We start from the raw sequence: 23,704 nt of genomic DNA on the forward strand, positions 1-23,704 counted from the left end.
ACCCTTTATTGACAGCATATCTGCCCGCGGCGGTTAAATAGCCAAGCATAATTATCTGGCTGTGCCAAACTTTCTGCTTACTACTGGCTGTCTCGTAACAGACCGATTAGAATAACCCCGCTGTCGCCTATATTTGTCTCTTGGTTGGCGATAAAACTTTTGAATTTAAAGATATGTGTCGCTCTGGCATTCACTCAGGGGCGTGTGCATCGTAAATCATCATCCGGGCAAAATAGAAAGTCATACTCGTGAATATAAACGTCGCAAATTTGTTAAACGGCAACTACATCTTGCTGTTATTCGTAGTTTTAGCGCTGGGATTATGCCTAGGAAAACTGCGGCTCGGCCCTATCCAATTAGGCAACGCCATCGGTGTGCTGGTGGTATCACTGTTGCTTGGACAACAGCATTTCACCATTAATACAGAAGCACTGAATCTGGGCTTTATGCTGTTTATTTTTTGTGTCGGCGTTGAAGCCGGTCCAAACTTTTTCTCCATTTTCTTCCGTGACGGCAAAAACTACCTGATGCTTGCTTTAGTCATGGTTGGCAGCGCCATGATTTTGGCCCTCGGTCTGGGCAAACTATTTGGCTGGGATATCGGTCTAACCGCCGGGATGCTCGCAGGCTCCATGACATCAACCCCGGTGTTGGTGGGGGCGGGTGATACTTTGCGCCATACCATCGCCAATAACCCAGCACTGCAACATGCTCAAGACAATCTGAGTTTGGGTTATGCCCTGACTTATCTTATCGGGCTGGTCAGCCTGATTTTAGGTGCGCGTTATCTGCCAAAACTTCAGCACCAAGACTTACCCACCAGCGCCCAGCAAATTGCTCGTGAGCGTGGTCTTGATACCGATAGCCAACGTAAAGTTTATTTACCCGTTATTCGCGCCTACCGGGTTGGCCCGGAATTAGTGGCTTGGGCTGATGGCAAAAACCTCCGTGAATTAGGGATCTATCGTCAAACGGGTTGCTATATAGAACGTATTCGCCGCAATGGCATTCTGGCAAACCCCGATGGTGATGCGGTACTGCAAGTGGGTGATGAAATCTCGCTGGTTGGTTATCCAGATGCCCACTCACGCCTTGATCCGAGCTTTCGCAATGGTAAAGAAGTCTTTGACCGTGACCTGTTGGACATGCGCATTGTGACCGAAGAAATTGTGGTCAAAAACAGTAATGCCGTCGGTAAAAGACTTAGCCATTTAAAACTGACTGACCACGGTTGCTTCCTTAACCGTGTGATCCGCAGCCAGATTGAAATGCCGATTGATGACAATGTGGTGTTGAATAAAGGCGATGTATTACAAGTCAGTGGTGACGCTCGCCGGGTAAAAAGTGTGGCGGAAAAAATCGGCTTCATCTCCATTCACAGCCAAGTTACCGACTTGCTGGCCTTCTGCGCATTTTTTATTTTGGGATTAATGATTGGCCTGATTACCTTCCAATTCAGTAATTTCAGTTTCGGTATTGGTAACGCGGCTGGCCTGCTCATGGCCGGTATCATGCTTGGATTTTTACGTGCTAATCACCCCACTTTTGGCTATATCCCGCAAGGGGCGCTTAATATGGTGAAAGAATTCGGGCTAATGGTCTTTATGGCGGGAGTCGGGCTAAGTGCGGGTGGCGGTATAAACAGCAGCTTGGGCGCTGTCGGTGGGCAAATGTTGATTTCCGGCCTGATAGTCAGCTTAGTGCCGGTGGTTATCTGCTTCATCTTTGGTGCTTATGTATTGCGCATGAACCGCGCCCTGCTTTTTGGCGCAATCATGGGCGCACGTACCTGTGCCCCGGCGATGGATATCATCAGCGACACCGCCCGCAGTAATATCCCAGCTCTGGGTTACGCAGGAACTTATGCCATCGCGAACGTACTGTTGACATTAGCAGGCTCGTTAATCGTGATTGTCTGGCCGGGCATATTGGGCTAACACATAAAAAGGTGCATTTAGGGGAAAGCTAAACATTATTTTATACTTTTTTCATTTGACCAGAACTTTCTTACCAGGTTGGGGTCTGAATTAATGCCACTGCTTTTCTTTGATGTCCCCATATTGAGGAGCCCGATAGTCCCGCCTTCTTAGGTTCAAGACTAATCGGGTTTTTTCTTGTCTGAAATTCAAGCGCCCCCACTTTCCCTTTCCCTATCCGCTCTTAAGGCTTTCTTAAGGCAACATTATTACAGTACCCACATCATTACTTCTGCTTCAGGTTATTTCGTGAAGACCAACAAATCCACCGCCCAATCTGACGTAGTGACGTCGATATTAAATAATACCTCAACGGCACCAATAATTAGGACAAACTCCCTTTACTCATTGCCGTTATCCTTTTATTTTTGGCAGGTTTTTGGTCTGTTGATCAGTGGATTGCTGTTTCTCTGGCTTTCCCGCAATGAGCAGTTGGATTGGCTTATTAGCAATTACTGGTTTGATCCGGTTGGTCAGAATTTTCCATGGGAGAATAATGTCTGGCTCGATTTGCTGAATCACCGGTTACTGAAGCAGGCCATTATCAGCGCGGCTATTGTCACATTGCTATGGGGAATTTATCGTCGCAATGGGCGTTTGATAACCACCATGTTGCTACTCGGTGTTGGCCCGTTAGTCGTCGGCATCTTAAAAGCCACCAGTGCACACTCTTGCCCTTGGGATTTAGTGGAATATGGCGGTAAATCTTTCAGTTATGTACTGATGGGAACAGCCCCGGTCGGTGCAGGCCCCGGTCATTGCTTCCCCGGTGGTCACGCATCTAGCGGTTTTGCAGTCATGGCATTGTTTTTCTTGTTTTACCCTGAGCGACCACGTCTGGCCACACTGTGTTGGTTTGTCGGTGTCGGTCTTGGCATGCTGATGGGGTTTGGTCAGATCATGCGAGGGGCACATTTTCTAACGCACAACCTGTGGGCTGGTTGGTGGGTATGGCTCAGTCAGTTAACAGGGTTTTGGATAATTAGCGGTTATTACAACCGTGATAAAGGTACAAAATGATAGAACAGATGAATTATTTTTTCTTTTCCATGATAAATGCAACCCCTGCATCCCCAGCATGGCTAATTTCTATGGCGACTTTTATCGCGCGTGACGTCATTATGATTATCCCCGTTTTATTGGTAGGACTTTGGTTGTGGGGGCCGAAAGAGACTATGGATATACAGCGTACTATGGTTACCAAAGCCGCCATTGCACTTGCATTCTCTATGCTCTCAGCCGCATGCATTGGCATGTTGATCCCTCATGACAGACCTTTTGTCGTCGGTTTCGGCTACAACTTCATGCCACACGCTCCGGACAGTTCTTTTCCCAGTGACCACGGCACCGCTATTTTTACCTTTGCCTTAGCTTTTGTTTTTTGGCACAAACTCTGGTCTGCCATCACGATGATGAGTGTGGCTATCGCAATTGCTTGGTCACGAGTTTATCTGGGTGTCCATTGGCCACTAGATATGGTCGGGGCCTTTTTACTCGGGATCGTCGGCTGCCTGTTCGCCCAGTTGGTGTGGAATTTATTCGGAGAAGCTATCTCAAATGGCATGAAACGCCTTTATCACATGAGCTTTTCCTTACCTATCAGCCGCGGGTGGGTCAGAAGCTAGCGTCCTCTCAAGTTATTTATTTTACATTGTCGGTCAACTAAAGGACCGGCAATGTCTTTTCTCATCGCTCGACAGACATTTAAAATACCTTAAAATCAATTAATTACATTTAAATCTGAATGTATGCTTGGCTCATTTTATCAAAATAAATGTTATTAAAATAACAAAATAAAATCTAAAACAGCTTAAATTGTGATAATTATCTTTGTTTTTCATTCAAAATGTTATTATTATAACAACAGAACTAACTTACAGATGAACAAAGGATAATAATCATGACGATCAATTACGCGACTTACATTGACCATACTCTACTGGCAATGGACGCCACTGAAGCACAAATTATTAAGCTATGTGACGAAGCAAAACAGCATCATTTTTATACTGTGTGCGTTAACTCGGGATACGTTCCATTGGCGGTACAGCAATTAGCGGGTAGCCCGGTAAAAGTCTGCTCAGTTATTGGTTTCCCTCTGGGGGCGGGGCTGACCGAAGCCAAAGCCTTTGAAGCACAGGCAGCTATCAAAGCCGGTGCGCAAGAGATTGATATGGTTATCAATGTTGGTTGGTTAAAAAGCGGTAAGATTGATGCTGTTAAAGCTGACATCAAGGCCGTGCGCGATAATTGCGCCTCCACACCGTTGAAGGTAATATTAGAAACTTGCTTGCTTAGCGACGAACAAATCGTGCAAGTTTGTGAAATATGTCGTGAACTTGACGTTGCCTTTGTTAAAACCTCAACAGGTTTTAGTACCGGTGGCGCTAAAGAAGAACATGTAAAATTGATGCGTGCCGCAGTAGGCCCAGTGATGGGGGTTAAGGCATCGGGTGCTGTTCGTGACCGAGCAACAGCTGAAACTATGATTAAGGCTGGGGCGACACGAATTGGTACCAGTTCTGGCGTGGCTATCGTTTCAGGCCAATCAGTGTCCGCATCAAGTTACTAAATTATTGTCAGCCCGGTGATTACCGGGCTGACTTATTGCTGTGTCTATTTTGCATTATTTTGTTTTGCAACCACGCATCAAAACTGCATTTCAAAAAATCGCTTATAATACATGGCGTTGAAAATAACTTGTCAGGGATAGCTTATGGAAACTCGCCGTGCTGAACGAATCAATAAACTAACTCAGGCCCTTAAGCGTTCCGACAAAATCCATCTAAAAGACGCAGCCAATTTGTTGCGTGTTTCTGAAATGACAATTCGGCGAGATCTCAGCGCCGAGCCTACTGCCGTTATTTTACTGGGCGGTTATGTGGTGATGGATCCCAAAAGCAATAACGCCAATAACTATTTTGTTTCGGATCAACAGGCCAAACAGGTGGAAGAAAAACGCCGAATCGGCCAACTGGCAGCCCGTCTTATTGCGGAAAATGATACGGTTTTTTTTGACTGCGGCACCACCATTCCTTCTATTATTGATGAAATAGACGAAGAACTGTCATTTACTGCCATTTGTTACTCCCTTAACACGTTCCTTTCACTACAAGATAAACCCAATTGCAAAGTTATCTTGTGCGGTGGTGAGTTCAAGCCCAATAACTATATTTTCACCCCGATTAGCCAGCACAATGAGCTGGACAATGTCTGCCCGAACAAGGCTTTTATCTCCGCTGCGGGTGTTTCTGTTGAGTATGGTGCCACCTGTTTCAACTTCGACGAACTACCATTGAAGCAGAAAGCCATAGCCAAATCCCAATATAAAATCCTGGTCGCTGACCACAGTAAATTTGGCAAGATGAAACCCGCCAGAATTGGTGATTTAACACTCTTTGATGAGTTAGTCACTGACCGCCAACCGGACGATGAATTCAGTCAGTTCTTTTCACAGCACGGTATTATAACTCACCGTTAAGCTCGCCCCCTCCCCACTGACGACTCCCATTACTGATAGAGATGCGTGTTTTATGCGCATCTTACTTCACTACACGGATATATTGCCTATGATGCAGCCCTATGCCCGTTATGCAGTTAATCAAGCGTGTTAGCCTTGATTACATAGCAAAAATCTTAGCGCAGTAAATTATGAGTGGGTAATGTTAACCGCGCATTATCTAAAAACTGTATTATATCTAAGCAAGATAAGTCATAGCTAATAACCTTATATTAATTGAGGCTAAATGCCATTTGTAATCTATAAAAATTTTAAAACACAATTTCATTATGAAATTAGCTTTTCAGCGCAGCCCGAACATAAAGTAAATTAATTTAACATTTTGTATTCTTTTAATGCATTCGAGTAAAAGAATAGCGTTATTTTATTGTCAGACAAATTACCAACAGCAAAAATTTATATGACAAATAAAGTATAAGCTGCCAATAATCACGCGCTGACTTATTTTTATTTCATAGCAAAACTTTCATTTTAGGTCTTATTTAACGGTTTCTACCCCTCTCCAACCTTAGTTTCATCAATAAGCAGACAAAAATAAAAAACAGATAGATATCAATAAGTTAAATTTAAATCATTATTCTATATTAATGATATTCATCAATAAATCAGTGAAAAAACTGATTTTCACTAGATTCATTCGTATGGTTAAAATATATTGCCCCGCAAGAAGTCGGGGGGATAAAAAATGAATTGTTTATTTATTAATCACTATAGAGATGGATATTTTTATTATTTTTAGTGATGAATTATAAACATTCACATAACAATCAGCCATAAATTCGCAACAAGTGATCAAGAACGATTTTATTGAGCATTTGAGAGCAGGATCACGGTAGTTTTCACTACAAATCGCTATCTTGCCGCCAGCAAAAACTAGAGTTCTCATTAGAACAACAAAAATATCCGATAAAGCGAATTGACGCTCTTAATATCGGTTAAATTTTGCACTTTTACTTTTAGATATAATGCACGGCTACGGCACCAACGCAATAACCAGGGCACACATTTTAAACAAATCGTTTTGACTGAATTTTTCGCCTGATGATGTCGCCAAATAAGGCATTACAGGCACCTAACTTTCGGCTCTTAATTTTAAATTAACGTGTTCACTATGGAGATTTTTCATGGACACTACTCAAACAGGCACTATTGCCTCAACGGGAAAAGTTTCAACAAGCACATGGCGCAAAAGTGACACCATGTGGATGTTGGGTTTGTACGGCACAGCAATCGGGGCAGGTGTCTTGTTCCTGCCAATCAATGCGGGTATCGGCGGTCTTCTGCCGCTTATCGTTATGGCGATTATTGCCTTCCCGATGACTTTCTACGCACACCGTGGTCTATGTCGCTTTGTGCTGTCAGGGAAAAATCCTGGCGAAGACATCACTGAAGTGGTTGAAGAACATTTTGGTAAAGGCGCGGGCAAACTGATTACGCTGCTTTACTTCTTCGCTATCTACCCTATTTTGCTGGTCTACAGTGTGGCTATTACCAACACTGTTGATAGCTTCATCACGCACCAGATGCATCTCCCCTCTCCGCCGCGTGCCATTCTGTCGCTGATCTTGATTATCGGCTTGATGACAATCGTGCGTTTTGGTGAGCATGCCATTGTGAAAGCAATGAGTATTCTGGTCTTCCCGTTTGTTGCTGTATTGATGTTGTTGGCGGTCTACCTGATCCCTAACTGGTCAGGCGCAATATTCGAACATGTATCAATGGACGGCAACGGTACGGGCAGTGGCCTGTGGATGACATTGTGGCTAGTCATTCCAGTGATGGTGTTCTCATTCAACCACTCCCCAATCATCTCTGCTTTTGCGGTAGCAAAACGTGAAGAATACGGCGTTGATGCTGAGAAAAAATGCTCTCGCATTTTAGCCTTTGCTCACATCATGATGGTTGTTACGGTGATGTTCTTCGTATTCAGCTGCGTATTGAGCCTGTCTCCAGCCGATTTGGCTGAAGCAAAAAGCCAGAACATCTCTATTCTGTCTTACTTGGCTAACCACTTTAACACCCCAATGATTGCCTACATGGCGCCAGTGATTGCCTTTATCGCCATCACTAAATCTTTCCTGGGCCACTATCTGGGCGCCCGTGAAGGCTTTAACGGCATGATGATCAAGTCTCTGCGTAGCAAAGGCAAAACCATCAATCATGACAAACTAAACCGCATTACTGCGCTGTTCATGCTAGTAACAACCTGGATTGTTGCTACCTTAAACCCAAGTATTCTGGGCATGATTGAAACACTGGGTGGCCCAATCATCGCGATGCTGCTGTTCCTGATGCCAATGTATGCCATCCATAAAGTTCCAGCGATGCGTAAGTACAGCGGTCACATCAGCAACGTATTCGTGGTTATTATGGGTCTCATTGCTATCTCAGCAATCTTGTACAGCCTGTTCGGTTAATGATGCTGACGCTGGCCAACTTCCACGGCCAGCTTGTTATCGTCATCCGTTGTTGTCATTCGTTTCAAAAGCCGGTGCGTCCGCGCCGGCTTTCTACTCCACGGCAATGTAAGCATTTTAATAATATTACCCAATACGGGTATAACGCCTTTAACACGAAGGAGGCGAATATATGGTCAGCGTTTTTGACATTTTTAAGATTGGTATTGGTCCTTCCAGCTCCCATACCGTCGGCCCCATGAAGGCCGGGAAGTTGTTCACCGATGATTTAATCGCTTTAGGGCATCTTTCCGCTGTCACCCGAATCACTGTTGATGTTTATGGTTCTTTGTCCCTTACCGGTAAAGGTCACCATACCGATATTGCCATTATCATGGGGCTGGCAGGGAATCTGCCCGATACTGTTGATATTGATGCAATCCCCGGATTTATCCGCGATGTAGAATCGCGCGAGCGCCTGTTACTCGCCAATGGTGCTCATGAAGTTGATTTCCCTGCAAAGGGCGGAATGAATTTCCATGAAACCAACTTGCCGTTACATGAAAATGGCATGACCATCAGCGCACATGCAGGTGATGAGTGTATTTTCAGTAAAACTTACTACTCCATCGGCGGCGGGTTTATTGTCGATGAGGCGCATTTTGGCCAGCAAGATACCCATGCGGTTTCTGTGCCCTACCCATTCAATTCTGCCCGTGACTTACAAAAACACTGTAAAGATACTGGGTTGTCACTATCCGGTTTAGTGATGCAAAATGAGCTGGCTTTACACAGTAAAGCCGAGATAAGTGCTCACTTTGCGGCGATTTGGGATGTGATGCGTGCAGGTATTGAGCGCGGTATTAATACTGAGGGCCTCTTACCCGGCCCAATGAAAGTTCCTCGCCGTGCTGCGGCACTGCGCCGTATGTTGGTCACGACAGATAAACATAATGCCGATCCGATGATGGTGGTGGATTGGATCAATATGTACGCTTTGGCCGTTAACGAAGAAAATGCCGCAGGCGGGCGAGTCGTGACGGCACCAACAAATGGGGCTTGCGGTATTATCCCGGCTGTTTTGGCTTACTACGATAAATTCATTCGCCCAGTGAATGAGAATTCCTACAGTCGCTATTTCTTGGTGTCTGGGGTTATTGGTGCACTGTATAAAATGAATGCATCCATTTCTGGCGCAGAGGTGGGATGTCAGGGAGAAGTAGGGGTTGCCTGTTCAATGGCCGCAGCTGGACTGGCTGAATTAATGGGTGGCAGCCCTGCTCAGGTCTGCATTGCCGCTGAAATCGCCATGGAACATAACCTCGGCCTGACCTGCGATCCGGTGGCAGGGCAAGTTCAGGTTCCATGCATTGAACGAAATGCCATTTCTGCCGTACAAGCCGTCAACTCAGCCCGTATGGCGCTGCGCCGGACCAGTGAACCGAGTGTTTGTCTGGATAAAGTCATCGAAACCATGTATGAAACCGGCAAAGACATGAATTCAAAATACCGCGAGACGTCTCGTGGTGGCTTGGCAATCAAGATAGTGGCGTGTAACTAACTCTCTGCGGCTTCAACAATAAAGGGCGACAACTATGTCGCCCCTTTTTGAGTCATCAATGGGTAAAACTAACCTAATACTGCACCGAACCACTGACTGAGTTTCATCATCACGAAGTCCCAAATACGGCTAAAGAAGCCTCCCTCTTTGACTTCGTTCAATACCACCAGCGGGCGCTGATCAATCGTTTTGCCATTCAGCTGAAAATCGATGGTACCGACTACCTGATGTTTCGCCAATGGTGCGCGCAGTTCAGTTTGATCCAACTTATAACTGGCCTTCAGGTTTTTCATCTGCCCTTTGGGGATAGTGATCGCTGCGTCTTGCGCAACACCCAGCTCTGCTTGCCCCGTATCGCCAAACCAGACTTTCTGCGTTACGAAAGGCTTGGTGGCTTTAATGGGTACCACGGTTTCATAGAAACGAAATCCCCAAGTCAGGAGTTTTTCACTTTCACTGAAACGGACTCTATCGCTGGGAGCACCCAGCACGACGGAGATTAACCGCATCGGCCCGTCGGTTGCTGAAGCCACTAGATTGTGCCCTGCCCCAGACGTGAAACCGGTTTTCATCCCATCAACGTTGAGATTAGTGCTCCATAACAGACGGTTACGGTTAATTTGGCGAATCTTGTTGAAGGTGAATTCTTTCTCTTTGTGCAACGCATATTCTTCAGGCACATCGCGAATCAAGGCTTGCCCCAGCACGGCCATGTCACGCGCGGTACTGTACTGCCCCGGCGCATCAAGGCCATGAACAGTCATAAAATGGGTATTAGTCAAACCCAGCGCTTTGGCGTAATTATTCATCAAGCCAACAAAACTATCCTGACTCCCGGCAATATAATCGGCCAACGCGATGCTGGCATCGTTACCTGACTGAATCACAATGCCTTTGTTCAAATCAGACAATTTCACCTGATCGCCCGGTTTCAAAAACATCAGCGAAGAACCGCGCAACGCCGGGTTACCTGTAGCCCAGGCATCTTTCCCAACCGTCACTAAATCATCCGGATGCACTTTACCGGCTTTAATCGCCTGCCCAATCACATAGCTGGACATAATTTTCGTCAAGCTGGCCGGATCGAGACGCTGATCACTGTTACCCTCAGCCAGCACTTTGCCGCTGTTGTAATCCATCAACACATACGCTTTGGCATCTACCGCAGGAGGTGCCGGGTCATCAGCCGCATGGGCCGCAGGCAGTACCAAAAGCAATAATCCGGCACTGAAAGTAAACTTTTTTATCTTAAACGGGAGGGTAAATTTCATCATGAGATCGCCAGAGTATCCTTGCAAATAATCGGAAATATGTGGTGCCCACAGAACAAACCACAGTCCAATTAGCGAAAAAGTAACGTCTTTTCACTGATACTGAAATATTAGCTTAGTCATACTTCAGCACCTTTTCTAAATTTATCCCATTGCTGAGTCAATTGGGCGTAGTTTTACGTTTTGTTTTGTAAAGATGCACTTTTTCACCACCTAGTGATGGCCATACGGCTAACCATCTCCCTATCTAAACGTCTTTACGTTTAAGCACCTAAACATCTAAAAACAAACAAATATATTCCAAAAAGGAATATAAGAGGGTTATTTGTTCTTTTTAGTGCCTAAGCTGCCAGCGCTATTATCCCGCCATAGGTTGTTAATCGAACTCACTCTGTTAACTCATATTTTTGCTGGAGAAAATCATGGCTATCCCTCGCTCGGTGCTTGACCTTATCGGCCACACCCCTCTTCTGGAGCTGACTCGCTTTGATACCGGCCCGTGCCAACTGTTTGTCAAATTGGAAAATCAAAACCCAGGAGGTTCGATTAAAGACCGGGTCGCCCTCTCGATGATTGAACAAGCGGAACGAGATGGCCTGCTGCAATCTGGTGGCACCATTATTGAAGCGACTGCGGGCAATACCGGTCTTGGGCTAGCACTGGTTGCGGCACTCAAAGGCTATAAACTGGTCTTGGTGGTGCCGGATAAGATGAGCCAGGAGAAAATTTTCCATTTACGGGCATTAGGCGCGCAAGTGCTGCTAACCCGCTCAGATGTCGGTAAAGGTCACCCAGCTTATTATCAGGATTATGCTCTACGCCTGGCTCAAGAGACTCCCGGCGCTTTCTACATCGATCAATTCAATAATCCGGCAAACCCAGCGGCCCACCGGACATCCACTGGTCCAGAGCTATGGCAGCAGATGGGGGAAGATATTGACGCCATTGTGGTGGGCGTAGGCTCAAGCGGCACATTGAGTGGGCTAAGCCAATACTTTGCCGATATTTCACCCACGACAGAGTTTGTATTAGCTGACCCCGCGGGTTCTATTCTGGCTGATTATGTCGGCAGCTCACAGATTAATGATGCCGGAAGCTGGTTGGTTGAAGGTATTGGCGAGGATTTCATCCCACCGCTCAGTAATTTCTCTCAGGTGAAAAAAGCTTATCAAATTGATGATGCTGAGGCATTCAGCACCGCGAGAACTTTACTGCGTGAAGAAGGGGTACTAGCAGGATCGTCAACCGGCACTTTGCTGGCTGCAGCATTACGCTATTGCCGTGAACAAACTACACCAAAACGGGTAGTGACCTTTGTCTGCGATAGCGGGAATAAATATCTGTCGAAAATGTTCAACGATTACTGGCTACTGGAACAGGGATTATTAAGCAAACCTCAGCATGGAGATTTGCGCGATTACATCACTTATAGCCATCAAGATGGGGCGACCGTCTCGGTCACACCAGAAGACACTCTGGCCATCGCCCATGCCCGAATGCGCCTCTATGACATCTCACAGTTACCGGTATTAGACGGTGAAAAAGTCGTTGGGCTGATTGATGAGTGGGATCTGCTGAATGCAGTTCAAGCCGATGCCGACCACTTTAAATTACCTGTCAGTACCGCGATGACACGTCAGGTTAACACGCTACAAAAAGAGGCGGATTACCACTCGCTCCTGACCACCTTCAATGATGGGCATGTCGCGGTAGTGCTTGATGGCAACCGTTTCCTTGGTCTGATTACTCGTACCGATGTTCTGAATACCTGGCGCCAAAAGCTGGCTTAATCTTCTCTTATTAAGGATTTTTACTATGGCAAAGTTCGACACATTAACCGTCCACGCCGGTTATACCCCTGACAGCACGGGTGCGGTGATGCCCGCCATTTATGCGACATCCACTTTTGCGCAACCCGCCCCCGGCGAACACACCGGATATGAATATTCTCGTAGTGGTAATCCCACGCGAACTGCGCTGGAACAAGCCATTGCAGAATTGGAGGGTGGCACGCGAGGTTACGCTTTCGCCTCAGGGCTGGCTGCGTGTTCAACTGTTCTGGAACTACTGGATCAAGGCAGTCATATCATTGCCGTTGATGACTTATATGGTGGGACTTATCGCCTACTGGAGAAAGTCCGCAGCCGCACCGCGGGTTTGCGGGTAACCTATGTTTCTCCAGCGGATACAGCAGCACTGGAGCAAGCCATTTTACCTGATACCAAAATGATCTGGGTGGAGACCCCAACCAATCCATTATTAAAACTGGCGGATTTGGCCGCCATTGCTGCAATTGCCCAAAAACATCGCCTGATCAGTGTCGCGGATAATACCTTTGCCTCACCATACATTCAGCGCCCGCTAGAGTTGGGCTTTGATATTGTGGTGCATTCAGCCACCAAATACCTTAATGGTCATTCTGATGTGGTTGCAGGTGTTGCTGCGGTAGGAAATAACCCTGAACTGGCAGAACAATTGGGCTTTTTACACAATGCCGTGGGAGGCATTCTAGACCCCTTCAGTAGCTTCCTGACCTTGCGCGGCTTACGCACGCTGGCTTTACGAATGGCGCGACACAATCAGAGTGCTCAACGCATCGCTGAGTGGCTTGAACAACAACCACAAGTGGAAAATGTGTATTATCCGGGATTGAAAAGTCACCCACAACATGCGCTGGCCACCAAACAGATGGCCGGTTTTGGTGGCATGATTTCAGTCCGGTTGAAAGGCGATGATACTTTTGCTCGTGCAGTGATTAAGCGCTCACATCTGTTTACGCTGGCTGAAAGTCTGGGTGGTGTCGAGAGCTTAATCAGCCAGCCCTACAGTATGACGCATGCTTCAATTCCATTAGAAACTCGACTCAAACACGGCATTACTCCGCAGTTACTGCGCTTATCTATTGGCATTGAAGATACAGAAGATTTGATTACCGATTTGGCACAGGCATTAAACAGCTAATTTTCAATCGGGTAGGAGAGCGCACTCCTACCCAAAAACCACGGTGATGCACACAACACCGTCCGTTGCCAAACATGTCCGCCCTCTTCGAAAACTAATTTCCCCCTTGATTGTTGTGTTTCAGAATCTGCCAATATACGTAAGAAATGGCCCGTATCTCGGAACTCATCGAGAGACGCCACATACAGCGTTCGAATAGGCGTGGGGTAAATCAATAATATAAGGTGAGAACCTTAGCGCCGATGGGCCAGTGACCTGACCCACTTATCCCCCAAACTTTGGACACCCTGAACAAGAATCACCAATATGATTAACGTCGCGACCATCACTTCATTATTAAATCGCTGATAACCATAACGAATCGCCAAATCACCCAAACCACCACCACCAATGACTCCCGCCATTGACGAGAACCCCACCAGCATGACGACAGTTAAGGTTATCCCGGCTAACAGCGCCGGTAACGCCTCTGGTAATAAAACTTTTTGGATCACATGCCGCGCCGATCCGCCCATGGATAGAATGGCCTCAATACGCCCTTTATCCACTTCATCCAGCGCGGCTTCAACCACACGGGCAAAAAAGGGAATCGCCCCCAACGTGATGGGGACAATGGCGGCGGTGCTGCCTAATGTCGTGCCGATAATCCATCGCGTAATAGGAATTAATGCAATGAGTAACACCACAAACGGCATCGATCGTCCTAAATTGACGATGGCACCTATCAAGGTATTTAGCCGGGGCGCTGGCAACACGCCATTAGGGCGCGAGACAAATAATAAAACGCCCAAGGGTAAACCAATCAATACAGTGAAAAAGGTAGCAATGACCACCATATATAGGGTTTCCCCCGTTGCATTGGCCACCAGTGCTAGCAGATCCTGCCAACTCATTGTGTTGTTCATATCAGTTCAGCCCTCACACCCCGTTCATTAAGAAATTGCAGGACTTCCGTCAAGTTCAACCCGCCGTCTGGGTGGCTGAAATCAACTTGCAAGCGCCCTACCCGCTGACCGCCAATCGATTCCACGCCACCACCAAGCAAAGTCACCCCCACAGCATGTTGCTGAGCCAATTCACTGAGGACTGGCGAAGCCGATAGCGTATCGAAAAAAGTCAGTTCTGCCACTGGCAAACCAGAGACTGACACCGGGCCACGTGCCGGTAGTAATGAGCGCCCTAAACGGGAGTGAGGCGATGCCAACAAATCTGCGATGACACCGGTTTCAGCCACCCGCCCACGCTCAAGTAACGCTGCGTTATCGCAGATGGATTTCACCACATCCAATTCATGGGTGATCAGCACAATGGTTAACCCCAACTGGCGGTTAATATCACTGAGCAACGCCAGTATCGAGGCGGTAGTTTCTGGATCCAGTGCACTGGTCGCTTCATCGGATAACAAATAAGAGGGTTTGGCCGCCAACGCTCTGGCAATGCCGACTCGCTGCTTTTGCCCACCGGATAATTGCGAAGGGAAGGCGCGAGCTTTGTCACTCAACCCCACTAGGTCTAATAACTCAGCCACTCGTTTTTGCCGCTGTGCTTTCGGCATGCCAATAATTTCTAAGCCAACAGCGACGTTATCCCATACGTTACGTGAATGAAGTAAGTGGAAATTCTGGAAAATCATACCGATATTCTGTCGCTGCAAACGCAATTGGCTATCAGACAATGTGGTTAGCTCACGGCCATCAACCTGAATACGGCCCGAAGTGGGCCGTTCCAGTAGATTAAGGCAACGGATCAAGGTGCTTTTCCCTGCCCCACTGCGGCCAATAATACCGAACACCGAGCCGGTCGGGATCTCAAGTGAGACCTCCTCCAAGGCCACCATCGGTAGCCCTCCTTGTGGATAGGTTTTACTCAGGCGTTCGATGCTAATCATGATTTAATGCCTGCCACTGGAATGACCGAGCCGGCGTACTTATCCGTGATAAATTTTGCCACTTCCGGAGATTGCAAATCTTTTGCCAATTGTTTGATTCGCGGATCATTGGCCAACGATGGCGTAGTCACCAAAATATTGGCGTATGGATTTCCTGCCGCCTTCTCCAACCCCAATGCATCTTTTGCCGGATTCAAACCTGCTTCCAGTGCATAGTTGCCATTAATTACAGCTAAATCAACATCATCGAGTGAGCGTGGAATCTGCGGTGATTCAATTTCCAGAATTTTTAACTGCTTCGGATTACTGGCGATATCTTTGGGTGTTGCCTGGTTTTTCGCCGGATCGGTAAAGCCCGGTTTCAAGGTAATCAGCCCCTGATCTTGCAATAAATAGAGTGCACGGCTGAGGTTAGTGACGTTATTGGGCACCGCTACGGTGCCATTTTCTGGTACATCCGCAAAAGTTTTATGTTTATGGGAATAGACCCCAAGTGGCTCAATATGCACCGTCGCGGCAACAGCAAATTTTTGTCCTAGCGCTTGCTCTTGAGAGTGCAGATAAGGGACATGCTGAAAGTAGTTGGCGTCCACATCACCGTGCGCTAACAATTCATTAGAGTTCACCCCATTTGGGATCTCTATGACTTTCAGATTTAACGACGGATCCAGTTTTTGGATAAATTGCAGAATTTCTGCATGAGGAACCGGATCAGCGGCAACCCGCAGTGCTTCAGCAGCCTGCGCTGATAATGTCAATGTTGATACCAATGCAGTCAGTAGTGCAGTACGTACCCAGCCGGAAACAGGTGTTTTAGTCATCATCATCATCCCAACAATAAATTTTTTATCATTAATTAACCTAAGGTCATTAGGTTAGTGTTAAGAACCAAGGGTTTCAGGGTAATAGCGCGCGGCAACATCTGGATGCGAGCGCAAACGCCCTTTGAGATAATTAAACCCGACGTCACGAAACAGTGGATTTTGTGGGTCACTGGCAGGCCCACGAGCTTGTGCCGCCAACGATGCAGGCAACTGATATAGCGGCACCACCGCATCGAGACGCGCCCCAAGGAAAAAAGCGATAGACAAACGGTCCGTCCCTGCGGGTGGGGTTTCTACGCGGTGGACTGTGGCGCGCAAATAGCCGTCACTGGCCAATTCCAATAACTCGCCAATATTGACAACAAAAGTCCCTTCTTGCGGAACAGCATCAATCCAATGCCCCTCTTCGACTTCAACCTGTAAACCGCGTTGTTGGTCTTGCAATAAGAAACTGAGGAAACCCGAGTCTTTATGCGCGCCAACACCTTGCCCACTTTGAGTGGTTTCTCGCCCTGGATAACGAATAAGTTTGATGTGTTCATTCGGCTTGTCGCCATACAACTCGTCAAAGGCGTTTTCATCCAAGTCCAAAGCCAAAGCGAAAGCGCGTAATAGCCGCAGTGCCATACCGGTCATCTCTCTCTGCCATTGCAGTAATGCGGGCTTTAACGCAGGCAACGCCTCAGGCCACTGGTTTGGCCCTTGTAGTCGCGCCCAACTTGGGGTGCTTGAGTTGTGGGGTAATGGGGTTCGTTCAGCACCAATATCAAACTGTTCGCGCCAATCGGGTTGGCCACGAGTGAGTTCAGATGCCGCACGGTTGTAGCCGCGGAAATGGGGGGAGTGCACCATCGCCACCGCCAATTTTTCTTCATCTGGCAACGCAAAGAATTCACGTGAGAGGGTTTGAATTTGCTGTAATAACGCGGGGTCAATTCCATGCCCGGTAAGATAAAAGAATCCAATATCTCGAGCGGCATGGCGTAGAGCCGTTAAAAATTCCTGACGTTCAGTTTCGCTGCCGTTGAGTAATGAAATATCCAATAACGGTAATGCGTTAGTGGCTGCCGTACTCGTTGCTGATTGATTAACAAATAGTGGATTGCTTAAGGGTTGGTGGCTCATTTTTGACTCCAGAATGTTCGGTTGGCTGCTTTTTTTGCTCAGAACCAATGAAAACTGGACAACCATACAAACGAATAATCAGCATAATTAGCTCCTGAGCTGTGGCGGTAAAAAGTCATTTTAAGAGCGTTTCAGACTAGATATTTAACAATCTATACCCAAACGATATAAAACAATTAACACCGAAATTTATCGACGCACCAATATCAATCCGTTCTATGTTATTTCTTTCATCATTATCCGCATTAACATCAGCTCGTTCACAATGTTGTCTTAATGATTCACTAACCTGCTTAACTTCCCTATTTAGGGAGAAAGTATTAGGTTAATCATTGATGCTCGTTATTCCGGTGAGGAATTTACTGATGTCCAGCACAAGCACTGTTAGGTTTCACTTCATTCGATTTATCAACCCAGAGGTGGCTTAATGGATTTGGCCCTGTTTGATCTTGATGAAACGCTGATCAGCGATGACAGCTCTGGCCTATGGTTGCGCTGGCTGGTTAATGAGGGGCTTGCTCCCGTAGCGCTGGCAGAACAAGAACAATATTTAATGAAACAGTATTATCAGGGGAGCCTGTCGATGTCCTGTTATATGGAATCGACCTTGTCGCCCTTGGTGGGGAAGCACCAATTGGAAGTAGCGGGTTGGGTTGAGCGTTTTATTGAGCGCGATATCCTGCCCCGTATTTATCCTCAAGCCAGAAAATTACTGAGCTGGCACCGTGATCGTGGCGATTATATTGTGATTATTTCAGCCACAGGTGAGCATTTAGTCACCCCCATTGCACGGCATTTTTCCGCCAATGCAGCACTGTCTATCGGCGTGGAAGTGGAAAACAGCCGTTACACGGGTAAGACCTATGGCACCCTGACGTATCGCGAAGGTAAAGTCGAGCGGCTGAAACAGTGGCTTGCAGAGTCGCCCCAATTAGCTTTCCAACGCACTTATGGTTACAGCGATTCAATCAATGACAAACCGTTGCTGGAATATGTCGATCGCGCCACCGTCATCAATCCGGGAACAGAATTGGTGGACTTAGCCATTTTACATGACTGGGAAATTCATCATTGGCAACGGCGCTAAATTAACTCAAGGGGATTTATATGCTGAAGGTGTGGGGTCGGAATAATTCGACCAATGTCAAAAAAGTGTTGTGGTGTCTGGAAGAGTTGGGCCTTAGCTATGAGCGTACGGATGCTGGCGGTCAATATAGCGACCTTAGCTCACCAGAGTACCGCGCATTGAACCCAAATGGTCTGATTCCCTGCCTGCAAGATGATAACTTCATTCTGTGGGAGTCCAATACCATTGTGCGCTATCTGGCGGCGCAATATGGGGAAAATGCCCTTTACTTAGCAGATGCGCAAGTACGTGCCAGCGCAGAGAAATGGATGGATTGGGCGTCGACCAGTGTCGTGGAGCCGTTTAAAGCCGTGTTTATTGGATTAGTACGCACGGCACCAGAACGACAAGATAAAGCAAAAATCGCTCAAGGCATTAAGCAGCTCAATACCTTAATGGCAATTGCGGATGCAGCCCTTAGCCAACAGAATTTTCTTTCTGGTGATAAGTTCGGGATTGGCGATATTCCGTTGGGATGTCTGGCTTATGCTTGGTTTAATCTGGCTATCGAGCGCCCAGAATTACCCCATTTACAGCGCTGGTATTATGATCTGACCCAAAGAGCAGCATTCAAGAAAGTCATTGATATTGGCCTGAGCTAATCAAGAAAACAGGGGTCAACTAATATAGCTAACCCCTGACATTTCAAAGAAAAACTCCATTCCCGATGAGCTGACTCAAGTCAGTGATTCGGGTGAGTAAGCGCAGCTAACACCCCTGCGGCGCCAAGGACAAAACCCATCCCCGACGTCATTGGTGTTGCAGGAAGGCAGCCAGCGAACGCATCCCGATGAGCTGACTCAAGTCAGTGATTCGGGTGAGTAAGCGCAGCTAACACCCCTGCGGCGCCAAGGACAAAGGGGATTTAGAAATCATAGCTCGCCCCAACCATATAACGACGCCCATCCAGAACTTTATCGTTAACTTCAATATCCACACGTTTATCTAACACGTTGTAGACGCCGCCCATGAGACGGAACTCTTTTGTCAGTCGGTAGTTTGCCCCGATATCAACAAATGTATAAGACGGGGTTTGGGTGCCCATGCTGGTACGGTCAAGATATTCCGAGGTTTTGCCGCGATAGTTAGCCCGAATCCAGGTGGCCAGTTCTTCACTGGCTTGCCAGTTCAGTGTGCCGTTCAACATATGCTTTGGCATCTGGTTCAATGGCTGGCCAGAGAACTGCCCACTCTTCTGTTCAGATTGAGTGAAGGTGTAGTTGGAGGTCAGGGACCACTCTTTATTGATATCCCAGCCGAAAGTTGCTTCCACGCCGCGGGTCATGGCTTTATCGACGTTGGTGCGATCACTGATAAACTTATACGGTGTACCGTTGATCATGCACTGACCAGACGCGTTACCGGTAGTATCTGTACAACGACGAACTTCGGTGATTTTATCTTTAAAATCAGTATTAAATAGTGTTACGCCCGCATTCATACCTTCCTGATCATCCCAGAGAATGCCAATTTCTTGGCTAAGGCTTCTTTCTGGTTTCAGGTTAGCATTACCGACAATGATTGCCGGATCACCACGGCCACCACCGGTGATTTGCCCCCAGTTTTCAGTTGCCTGACGTAAATCAGGTGAACGATAACCGCCGGAGACACCACCTTTTAATGTCCATTGCTCTGCCAGATGCCAAACGCCGTATAAACGCGGTGTCCAGTGAGTGCCATAGTTTTCATCCTGATCCATACGGATACCGCCGGTCAGGGCAAAATCATTGGTCATCTGCCATTCATCTTCGGCAAACAAGGCCCAACTCCAGCGTGTTAATTTAGTCAAATCACTGGCGGAGGCAAGTTGATTGCCCTCATCATATAATTCCTCGTAGCGATATTGGCCGCCCAGAATTAATGTGTGGCTATCAAATAAGAATGAGGTTTGGCTATTAAAGACATTATCGACGCTTTTCATTTCACGCGATGGGTTACGAGTTTCGTCACGCTGAACATAGCTGGTTGAATTACCGAAATCATAATAACCGTGATGAGTCACAGCATAATTATTGCGGTCATATTGCACATCACTGCTTTTACCGTTTAATGCCACTGAACGTCCGGCAGTTGAATTTCGGTCTTGCACATAATGGCCAATATCAAAATCAAATTCGTTCTTATCATCGGGGGTCAGAGTAAATGTCGCCGCACCATTTCTTAAGCGCTGTTCATTATAACCATCGACAATTCTATCTTCACTACGATGAGAAAGTAGGCCGCTGACTTTTAATCCCAGTAAACCGTCAATTAATGGGCCAGAGGCATAAGCATTGGTCTGATAAATATCACCAGATTTAGAATCTTCCTGCAATGTGGCATCAGCACGCACCGTACCGTGCCACTCTTTACCCACTTTACGGGTAATAACGTTAATCACCCCGCCCATCGCATCTGAGCCGTATAAAGAGGACATTGGGCCACGGACGACTTCAATGCGTTCAATCGCTGCTAGTGGTGGCAACCAGCCCTGTTCGATACCGGAACCATCGCTGTTTGGTCGTGTACCACGAGTATCAACGCGTTTGCCATCCACCAGAATCAGCGTGTATTTCGCCGCCATACCACGGATGCTGATATCACTGTGGCTCCCACCACCAGTGACTACTACACCCGGAACATCTTTCAGCGCATCGGTAATATCACGATATGCTTTATTCTCAATTTGTTCGCGAGTCACAACAGAAATAGACGCCGCTGAATCTTGAATACGTTGTTGGAAGCCCGACGCAGTTACTACCATGGTGTCTGTTGTCGTGGTATTGGTTTCAGCTGCATATGCCTGAGATGAAACAATTGTCGCTATCACCCATGCCGCAGCATTAGTTTTCCTAAAACTCTTATTGGCCTTCGCCATTGTACGTTCTCCATGAGATATAATTTACTCAGAGCCTTTCCATCAGGTTCTTTTTGCCTGTGGCGATGCCGCCTGACGGGCAGGTGATAAATATTATTTTTATAAAAACCGGCAATAGCTCACCAAAGCAGAAATAGCGCTTCCAACGATTTCTGCTTAATACATAATTATTGTTTTATTAAACCAATGACTTCTCAAATATATGCCTTACATCACGATGCTATTACCCACCGTAAGAATAAGGCATCAAAATAACTGACTTATATTGTGGGTTCAGTCACTAACCCATCAATTAATACTTGTGATGTTCCTTGTGAACACCGCTCAATACGCCCTTTCACGCCATACACTTTGGCCAAACTTTGTGGCGTAATCACCTCTTCCGGTAAACCATCGGCAATCAGTGTGCCGTTTTGCAGCATCAGTACATGGTCACCGTGGCGTAGAGCAATATTGATGTCATGAACCACAACCACGGTAATAATATTGCGTTTACGGGTTTCCTTACGCACCAGATCCATCACATGAAATTGATAGTTAAGATCCAGCGCACTGAGCGGTTCATCAAGCAATAGCAGCGATGGTTGGCGAATAAGGGATTGTGCTAACCCCACTAACTGCTTCTGACCACCAGAAAGTTGATCCAGATAGCTGAGTGCCAGATGAGCAATACCCAATTGCTCCAGCAGTGCCATCACTTCGGCTTCGCTACTGGCATTGCTGCGCCCACCAGAGGCGCGCTGGGCCACGATAATCGACTCCAGCACATGCAGATGGACTCCGGCTGGCAAGGATTGCGGCAAATACACCACTTTTTCTGCCCGCTGGGCAAACGGCATCTGCATCAGATCATCACCCTCTAGCCACAATTGGCCTTGGGCGCGATTTAAACCCGCTAATGCACGCAGTAAGGTGGACTTGCCACTGCCATTCGGTCCGAGCAATACCGTGATTTTGCCGCGCGGTAACAATGGCACGGTTAAATCTTGAATCACCGGGCGTTTCGGGTAACCCGCATTAAAGTGTTCAATACATAAGCCAACAGTCATACATTCCCCCTATGGCGCAAAATAATACTTAGGAAGAACGGCACCCCCACCAGCGAGGTTACAATCCCAACCGGAATAATGACGCCGGGGATCAGGTTTTTCGACGCAATCGATGCCATGGACAGCACCAGTGCGCCAATCAAAGCACTGGCAGGCAGATAAAAACGGTGATCTTCGCCAAACATCATGCGGGCAATATGCGGGGCGACCAGACCGATAAAACCAATCGGCCCGACAAACGCCACGGCCAGTGCTGATAACATGCTGATACGCAGCAAAGTTCCCAAGCGCAAGCGACGAACATCGATACCAAAACTGATGGCTCGGTCTTCACCTAAACGCAATGCGGTTAGTTTCCACGAACTCATCATCGACAATGGCAGCATCAGGGCGAACACCACCAACATGATACCAAGTTTGGCCCATGATGCCCGCGCCAGACTGCCCATCGTCCAAAATACCAAGCCTTGCAGCGTATCTTCACTGGCAATGAACTGCATCATCGAGACCAGCGCATTGAAAGTAAAGACCAGTGCGATGCCGAACAGCACCACACCAGAGGTCGCGACCCGCGTCCAGCGCGTAATCCCATCGAGCATCAGTGCGGCAAACAGGGCAAAAATAAACGCATTTACAGAGATAAACCACTGATCAGGCACACCCGGAATGCCAATCCCTGACACAATCGCTAGCGCCGCACCAAAGGCCGCCGCAGAGGAAACACCCAAAGTAAAGGGGCTCGCCAGCGGGTTATTCAAGATGGTCTGCATTTCCGCCCCAGCAAGCCCGAGCGATAAACCAATCACCACGGCCATCAAGGCATAAGGTAAGCGAATATCCCAAACAATCACCCGAGTTCCTGCATCGGCACTGGCCGGATCAATAAGTGTCTGCCACAACGACGACAATGTGAGGCCCGACGGCCCCATAGTGAAGTCCAGCAACAAACAACCGACAATTGCCAACACCAAAACACCCATAATGAGCAAACGGTGACGTACAATATTCTTATAACTTCCCATAACGCTGACATCAGTTTGCTGCGGTGTTTTTGCCATGGGTTCAGTGGTTATACTCATTTATGTCTGCTACCTGCTGCGGGCGTCATAGAGATGATGGGGTTATCGGCAGAACCTTTTGCAGATTCAGG

Annotated in this window: 19 protein-coding genes; 11 read left to right on the forward strand and 8 right to left on the reverse strand. The window is 47.2% G+C overall.

From position 1 onward, the window contains the following. Positions 1–248: 248 nt before the first annotated feature. From HUZ92_RS03885 to HUZ92_RS03915, 7 genes are all read left to right on the forward strand, one after another. Positions 249–1,937 (forward strand): aspartate:alanine antiporter, encoded by a 1,689-nt coding sequence (locus HUZ92_RS03885; protein ID WP_050077825.1) that lies wholly within the window; start codon positions 249–251, stop codon positions 1,935–1,937. 387 nt (positions 1,938–2,324) lie between these two features. After that, positions 2,325–2,996, forward strand: a complete 672-nt coding sequence (locus HUZ92_RS03890) for a phosphatase PAP2 family protein (protein ID WP_050295312.1) — start codon at positions 2,325–2,327, stop codon at positions 2,994–2,996. Beyond that, positions 2,996–3,601: an undecaprenyl-diphosphate phosphatase gene (ybjG, locus tag HUZ92_RS03895; RefSeq protein ID WP_164908311.1), complete on the forward strand. Its 606-nt coding sequence runs from the start codon at positions 2,996–2,998 to the stop codon at positions 3,599–3,601. Before HUZ92_RS03890 ends, ybjG begins: the two co-directional genes overlap by 1 nt. Positions 3,602–3,876: 275 nt before the next feature. Beyond that, entirely contained in the window at positions 3,877–4,548 is a 672-nt protein-coding gene (gene deoC / locus HUZ92_RS03900) for a deoxyribose-phosphate aldolase (protein ID WP_050097073.1), read from the forward strand. Between the two features lie 144 nt (positions 4,549–4,692). Further along, entirely contained in the window at positions 4,693–5,457 is a 765-nt protein-coding gene (gene deoR, locus HUZ92_RS03905; RefSeq protein ID WP_050097072.1) for a DNA-binding transcriptional repressor DeoR, read from the forward strand. A gap of 1,163 nt (positions 5,458–6,620) precedes the next feature. Further along, positions 6,621–7,913 carry an HAAAP family serine/threonine permease gene (locus HUZ92_RS03910; RefSeq protein WP_050097071.1) on the forward strand — a complete coding sequence of 431 codons (1,293 nt, stop codon included), beginning with the start codon at positions 6,621–6,623 and terminating at the stop codon, positions 7,911–7,913. A 172-nt stretch (positions 7,914–8,085) separates the two neighbouring features. Continuing rightward, on the forward strand, positions 8,086–9,453 hold the full coding sequence (locus tag HUZ92_RS03915; protein WP_050097070.1) for an L-serine ammonia-lyase: 1,368 nt from the start codon (positions 8,086–8,088) through the stop codon (positions 9,451–9,453). 68 nt (positions 9,454–9,521) lie between these two features. On the opposite strand, the gene HUZ92_RS03920 is transcribed toward HUZ92_RS03915, so the two are convergent. Further along, positions 9,522–10,727 (reverse strand): serine hydrolase, encoded by a 1,206-nt coding sequence (locus tag HUZ92_RS03920; RefSeq protein WP_174846787.1) that lies wholly within the window; start codon positions 10,725–10,727, stop codon positions 9,522–9,524. 419 nt (positions 10,728–11,146) lie between these two features. Between HUZ92_RS03920 and HUZ92_RS03925 the strand changes: the two genes are divergently transcribed. Together HUZ92_RS03925 and HUZ92_RS03930 are read left to right on the forward strand one after the other, a co-directional pair. Further along, a complete protein-coding gene (locus HUZ92_RS03925) occupies positions 11,147–12,514 on the forward strand; it encodes a pyridoxal-phosphate dependent enzyme (RefSeq protein WP_050097068.1) in 1,368 nt (455 codons plus the stop codon). A gap of 25 nt (positions 12,515–12,539) precedes the next feature. Further along, positions 12,540–13,685 (forward strand): trans-sulfuration enzyme family protein, encoded by a 1,146-nt coding sequence (locus tag HUZ92_RS03930; RefSeq protein ID WP_050097067.1) that lies wholly within the window; start codon positions 12,540–12,542, stop codon positions 13,683–13,685. Positions 13,686–13,918: 233 nt separating this feature from the next. Here HUZ92_RS03930 and HUZ92_RS03935 read toward each other — a convergent pair whose 3' ends face one another. The 4 genes from HUZ92_RS03935 to HUZ92_RS03950 are packed head-to-tail and all read right to left on the reverse strand — an operon-like array spanning position 13,919 to position 17,522. Next, positions 13,919–14,590 carry a methionine ABC transporter permease gene (locus HUZ92_RS03935; RefSeq protein WP_050097066.1) on the reverse strand — a complete coding sequence of 224 codons (672 nt, stop codon included), beginning with the start codon at positions 14,588–14,590 and terminating at the stop codon, positions 13,919–13,921. Next, on the reverse strand, positions 14,587–15,573 hold the full coding sequence (locus HUZ92_RS03940; protein WP_050097065.1) for a methionine ABC transporter ATP-binding protein: 987 nt from the start codon (positions 15,571–15,573) through the stop codon (positions 14,587–14,589). The genes HUZ92_RS03935 and HUZ92_RS03940 overlap by 4 nt, the downstream gene beginning before the upstream one ends. Continuing rightward, on the reverse strand, positions 15,570–16,394 hold the full coding sequence (locus HUZ92_RS03945; protein ID WP_050097734.1) for a MetQ/NlpA family ABC transporter substrate-binding protein: 825 nt from the start codon (positions 16,392–16,394) through the stop codon (positions 15,570–15,572). The genes HUZ92_RS03940 and HUZ92_RS03945 overlap by 4 nt, the downstream gene beginning before the upstream one ends. A gap of 60 nt (positions 16,395–16,454) precedes the next feature. Continuing rightward, positions 16,455–17,522, reverse strand: coding sequence for an isopenicillin N synthase family dioxygenase (locus tag HUZ92_RS03950; RefSeq protein ID WP_050097733.1), 1,068 nt, complete (start codon positions 17,520–17,522; stop codon positions 16,455–16,457). Positions 17,523–17,949: 427 nt separating this feature from the next. On the opposite strand from HUZ92_RS03950, the gene HUZ92_RS03955 reads away from it, so the two are divergent. Together HUZ92_RS03955 and HUZ92_RS03960 are read left to right on the forward strand one after the other, a co-directional pair. Further along, positions 17,950–18,609 carry an HAD family hydrolase gene (locus HUZ92_RS03955; RefSeq protein WP_050097064.1) on the forward strand — a complete coding sequence of 220 codons (660 nt, stop codon included), beginning with the start codon at positions 17,950–17,952 and terminating at the stop codon, positions 18,607–18,609. 20 nt (positions 18,610–18,629) lie between these two features. After that, entirely contained in the window at positions 18,630–19,250 is a 621-nt protein-coding gene (locus tag HUZ92_RS03960) for a glutathione S-transferase family protein (protein ID WP_050097063.1), read from the forward strand. Between the two features lie 263 nt (positions 19,251–19,513). Here HUZ92_RS03960 and HUZ92_RS03965 read toward each other — a convergent pair whose 3' ends face one another. The 3 genes from HUZ92_RS03965 to HUZ92_RS03975 all read right to left on the reverse strand — a co-directional run bounded on the left by HUZ92_RS03965 (position 19,514) and on the right by HUZ92_RS03975 (position 23,633). Then, entirely contained in the window at positions 19,514–21,505 is a 1,992-nt protein-coding gene (locus HUZ92_RS03965) for a ligand-gated channel protein (RefSeq protein ID WP_050097062.1), read from the reverse strand. A 260-nt stretch (positions 21,506–21,765) separates the two neighbouring features. Continuing rightward, positions 21,766–22,554 carry an ABC transporter ATP-binding protein gene (locus HUZ92_RS03970; protein WP_145579988.1) on the reverse strand — a complete coding sequence of 263 codons (789 nt, stop codon included), beginning with the start codon at positions 22,552–22,554 and terminating at the stop codon, positions 21,766–21,768. Then, the gene (locus tag HUZ92_RS03975; protein WP_050139761.1) at positions 22,551–23,633 is read right to left on the reverse strand and encodes a FecCD family ABC transporter permease; all 1,083 of its coding nucleotides are present in this window, start codon (positions 23,631–23,633) and stop codon (positions 22,551–22,553) included. Before HUZ92_RS03975 ends, HUZ92_RS03970 begins: the two co-directional genes overlap by 4 nt. Positions 23,634–23,704: the final 71 nt, after the last annotated feature.

The organism is Yersinia vastinensis (genome assembly GCF_902726565.1).
Taxonomy (GTDB): domain Bacteria; phylum Pseudomonadota; class Gammaproteobacteria; order Enterobacterales; family Enterobacteriaceae; genus Yersinia; species Yersinia vastinensis.

Coding starts and splice junctions, on each gene's coding strand:
- deoC (WP_050097073.1), top strand. CDS start 3,877: ATGACGATCAATTACGCGACTTACATTGACCATACTCTACTGGCAATG.
- deoR (WP_050097072.1), top strand. CDS start 4,693: ATGGAAACTCGCCGTGCTGAACGAATCAATAAACTAACTCAGGCCCTT.
- HUZ92_RS03910 (WP_050097071.1), top strand. CDS start 6,621: ATGGACACTACTCAAACAGGCACTATTGCCTCAACGGGAAAAGTTTCA.
- HUZ92_RS03915 (WP_050097070.1), top strand. CDS start 8,086: ATGGTCAGCGTTTTTGACATTTTTAAGATTGGTATTGGTCCTTCCAGC.
- HUZ92_RS03920 (WP_174846787.1), bottom strand. CDS start 10,727: ATGATGAAATTTACCCTCCCGTTTAAGATAAAAAAGTTTACTTTCAGT.
- HUZ92_RS03925 (WP_050097068.1), top strand. CDS start 11,147: ATGGCTATCCCTCGCTCGGTGCTTGACCTTATCGGCCACACCCCTCTT.
- HUZ92_RS03930 (WP_050097067.1), top strand. CDS start 12,540: ATGGCAAAGTTCGACACATTAACCGTCCACGCCGGTTATACCCCTGAC.
- HUZ92_RS03935 (WP_050097066.1), bottom strand. CDS start 14,590: ATGAACAACACAATGAGTTGGCAGGATCTGCTAGCACTGGTGGCCAAT.
- HUZ92_RS03940 (WP_050097065.1), bottom strand. CDS start 15,573: ATGATTAGCATCGAACGCCTGAGTAAAACCTATCCACAAGGAGGGCTA.
- HUZ92_RS03945 (WP_050097734.1), bottom strand. CDS start 16,394: ATGACTAAAACACCTGTTTCCGGCTGGGTACGTACTGCACTACTGACT.
- HUZ92_RS03950 (WP_050097733.1), bottom strand. CDS start 17,522: ATGAGCCACCAACCCTTAAGCAATCCACTATTTGTTAATCAATCAGCA.
- HUZ92_RS03955 (WP_050097064.1), top strand. CDS start 17,950: ATGGATTTGGCCCTGTTTGATCTTGATGAAACGCTGATCAGCGATGAC.
- HUZ92_RS03960 (WP_050097063.1), top strand. CDS start 18,630: ATGCTGAAGGTGTGGGGTCGGAATAATTCGACCAATGTCAAAAAAGTG.
- HUZ92_RS03965 (WP_050097062.1), bottom strand. CDS start 21,505: ATGGCGAAGGCCAATAAGAGTTTTAGGAAAACTAATGCTGCGGCATGG.
- HUZ92_RS03970 (WP_145579988.1), bottom strand. CDS start 22,554: ATGACTGTTGGCTTATGTATTGAACACTTTAATGCGGGTTACCCGAAA.
- HUZ92_RS03975 (WP_050139761.1), bottom strand. CDS start 23,633: ATGAGTATAACCACTGAACCCATGGCAAAAACACCGCAGCAAACTGAT.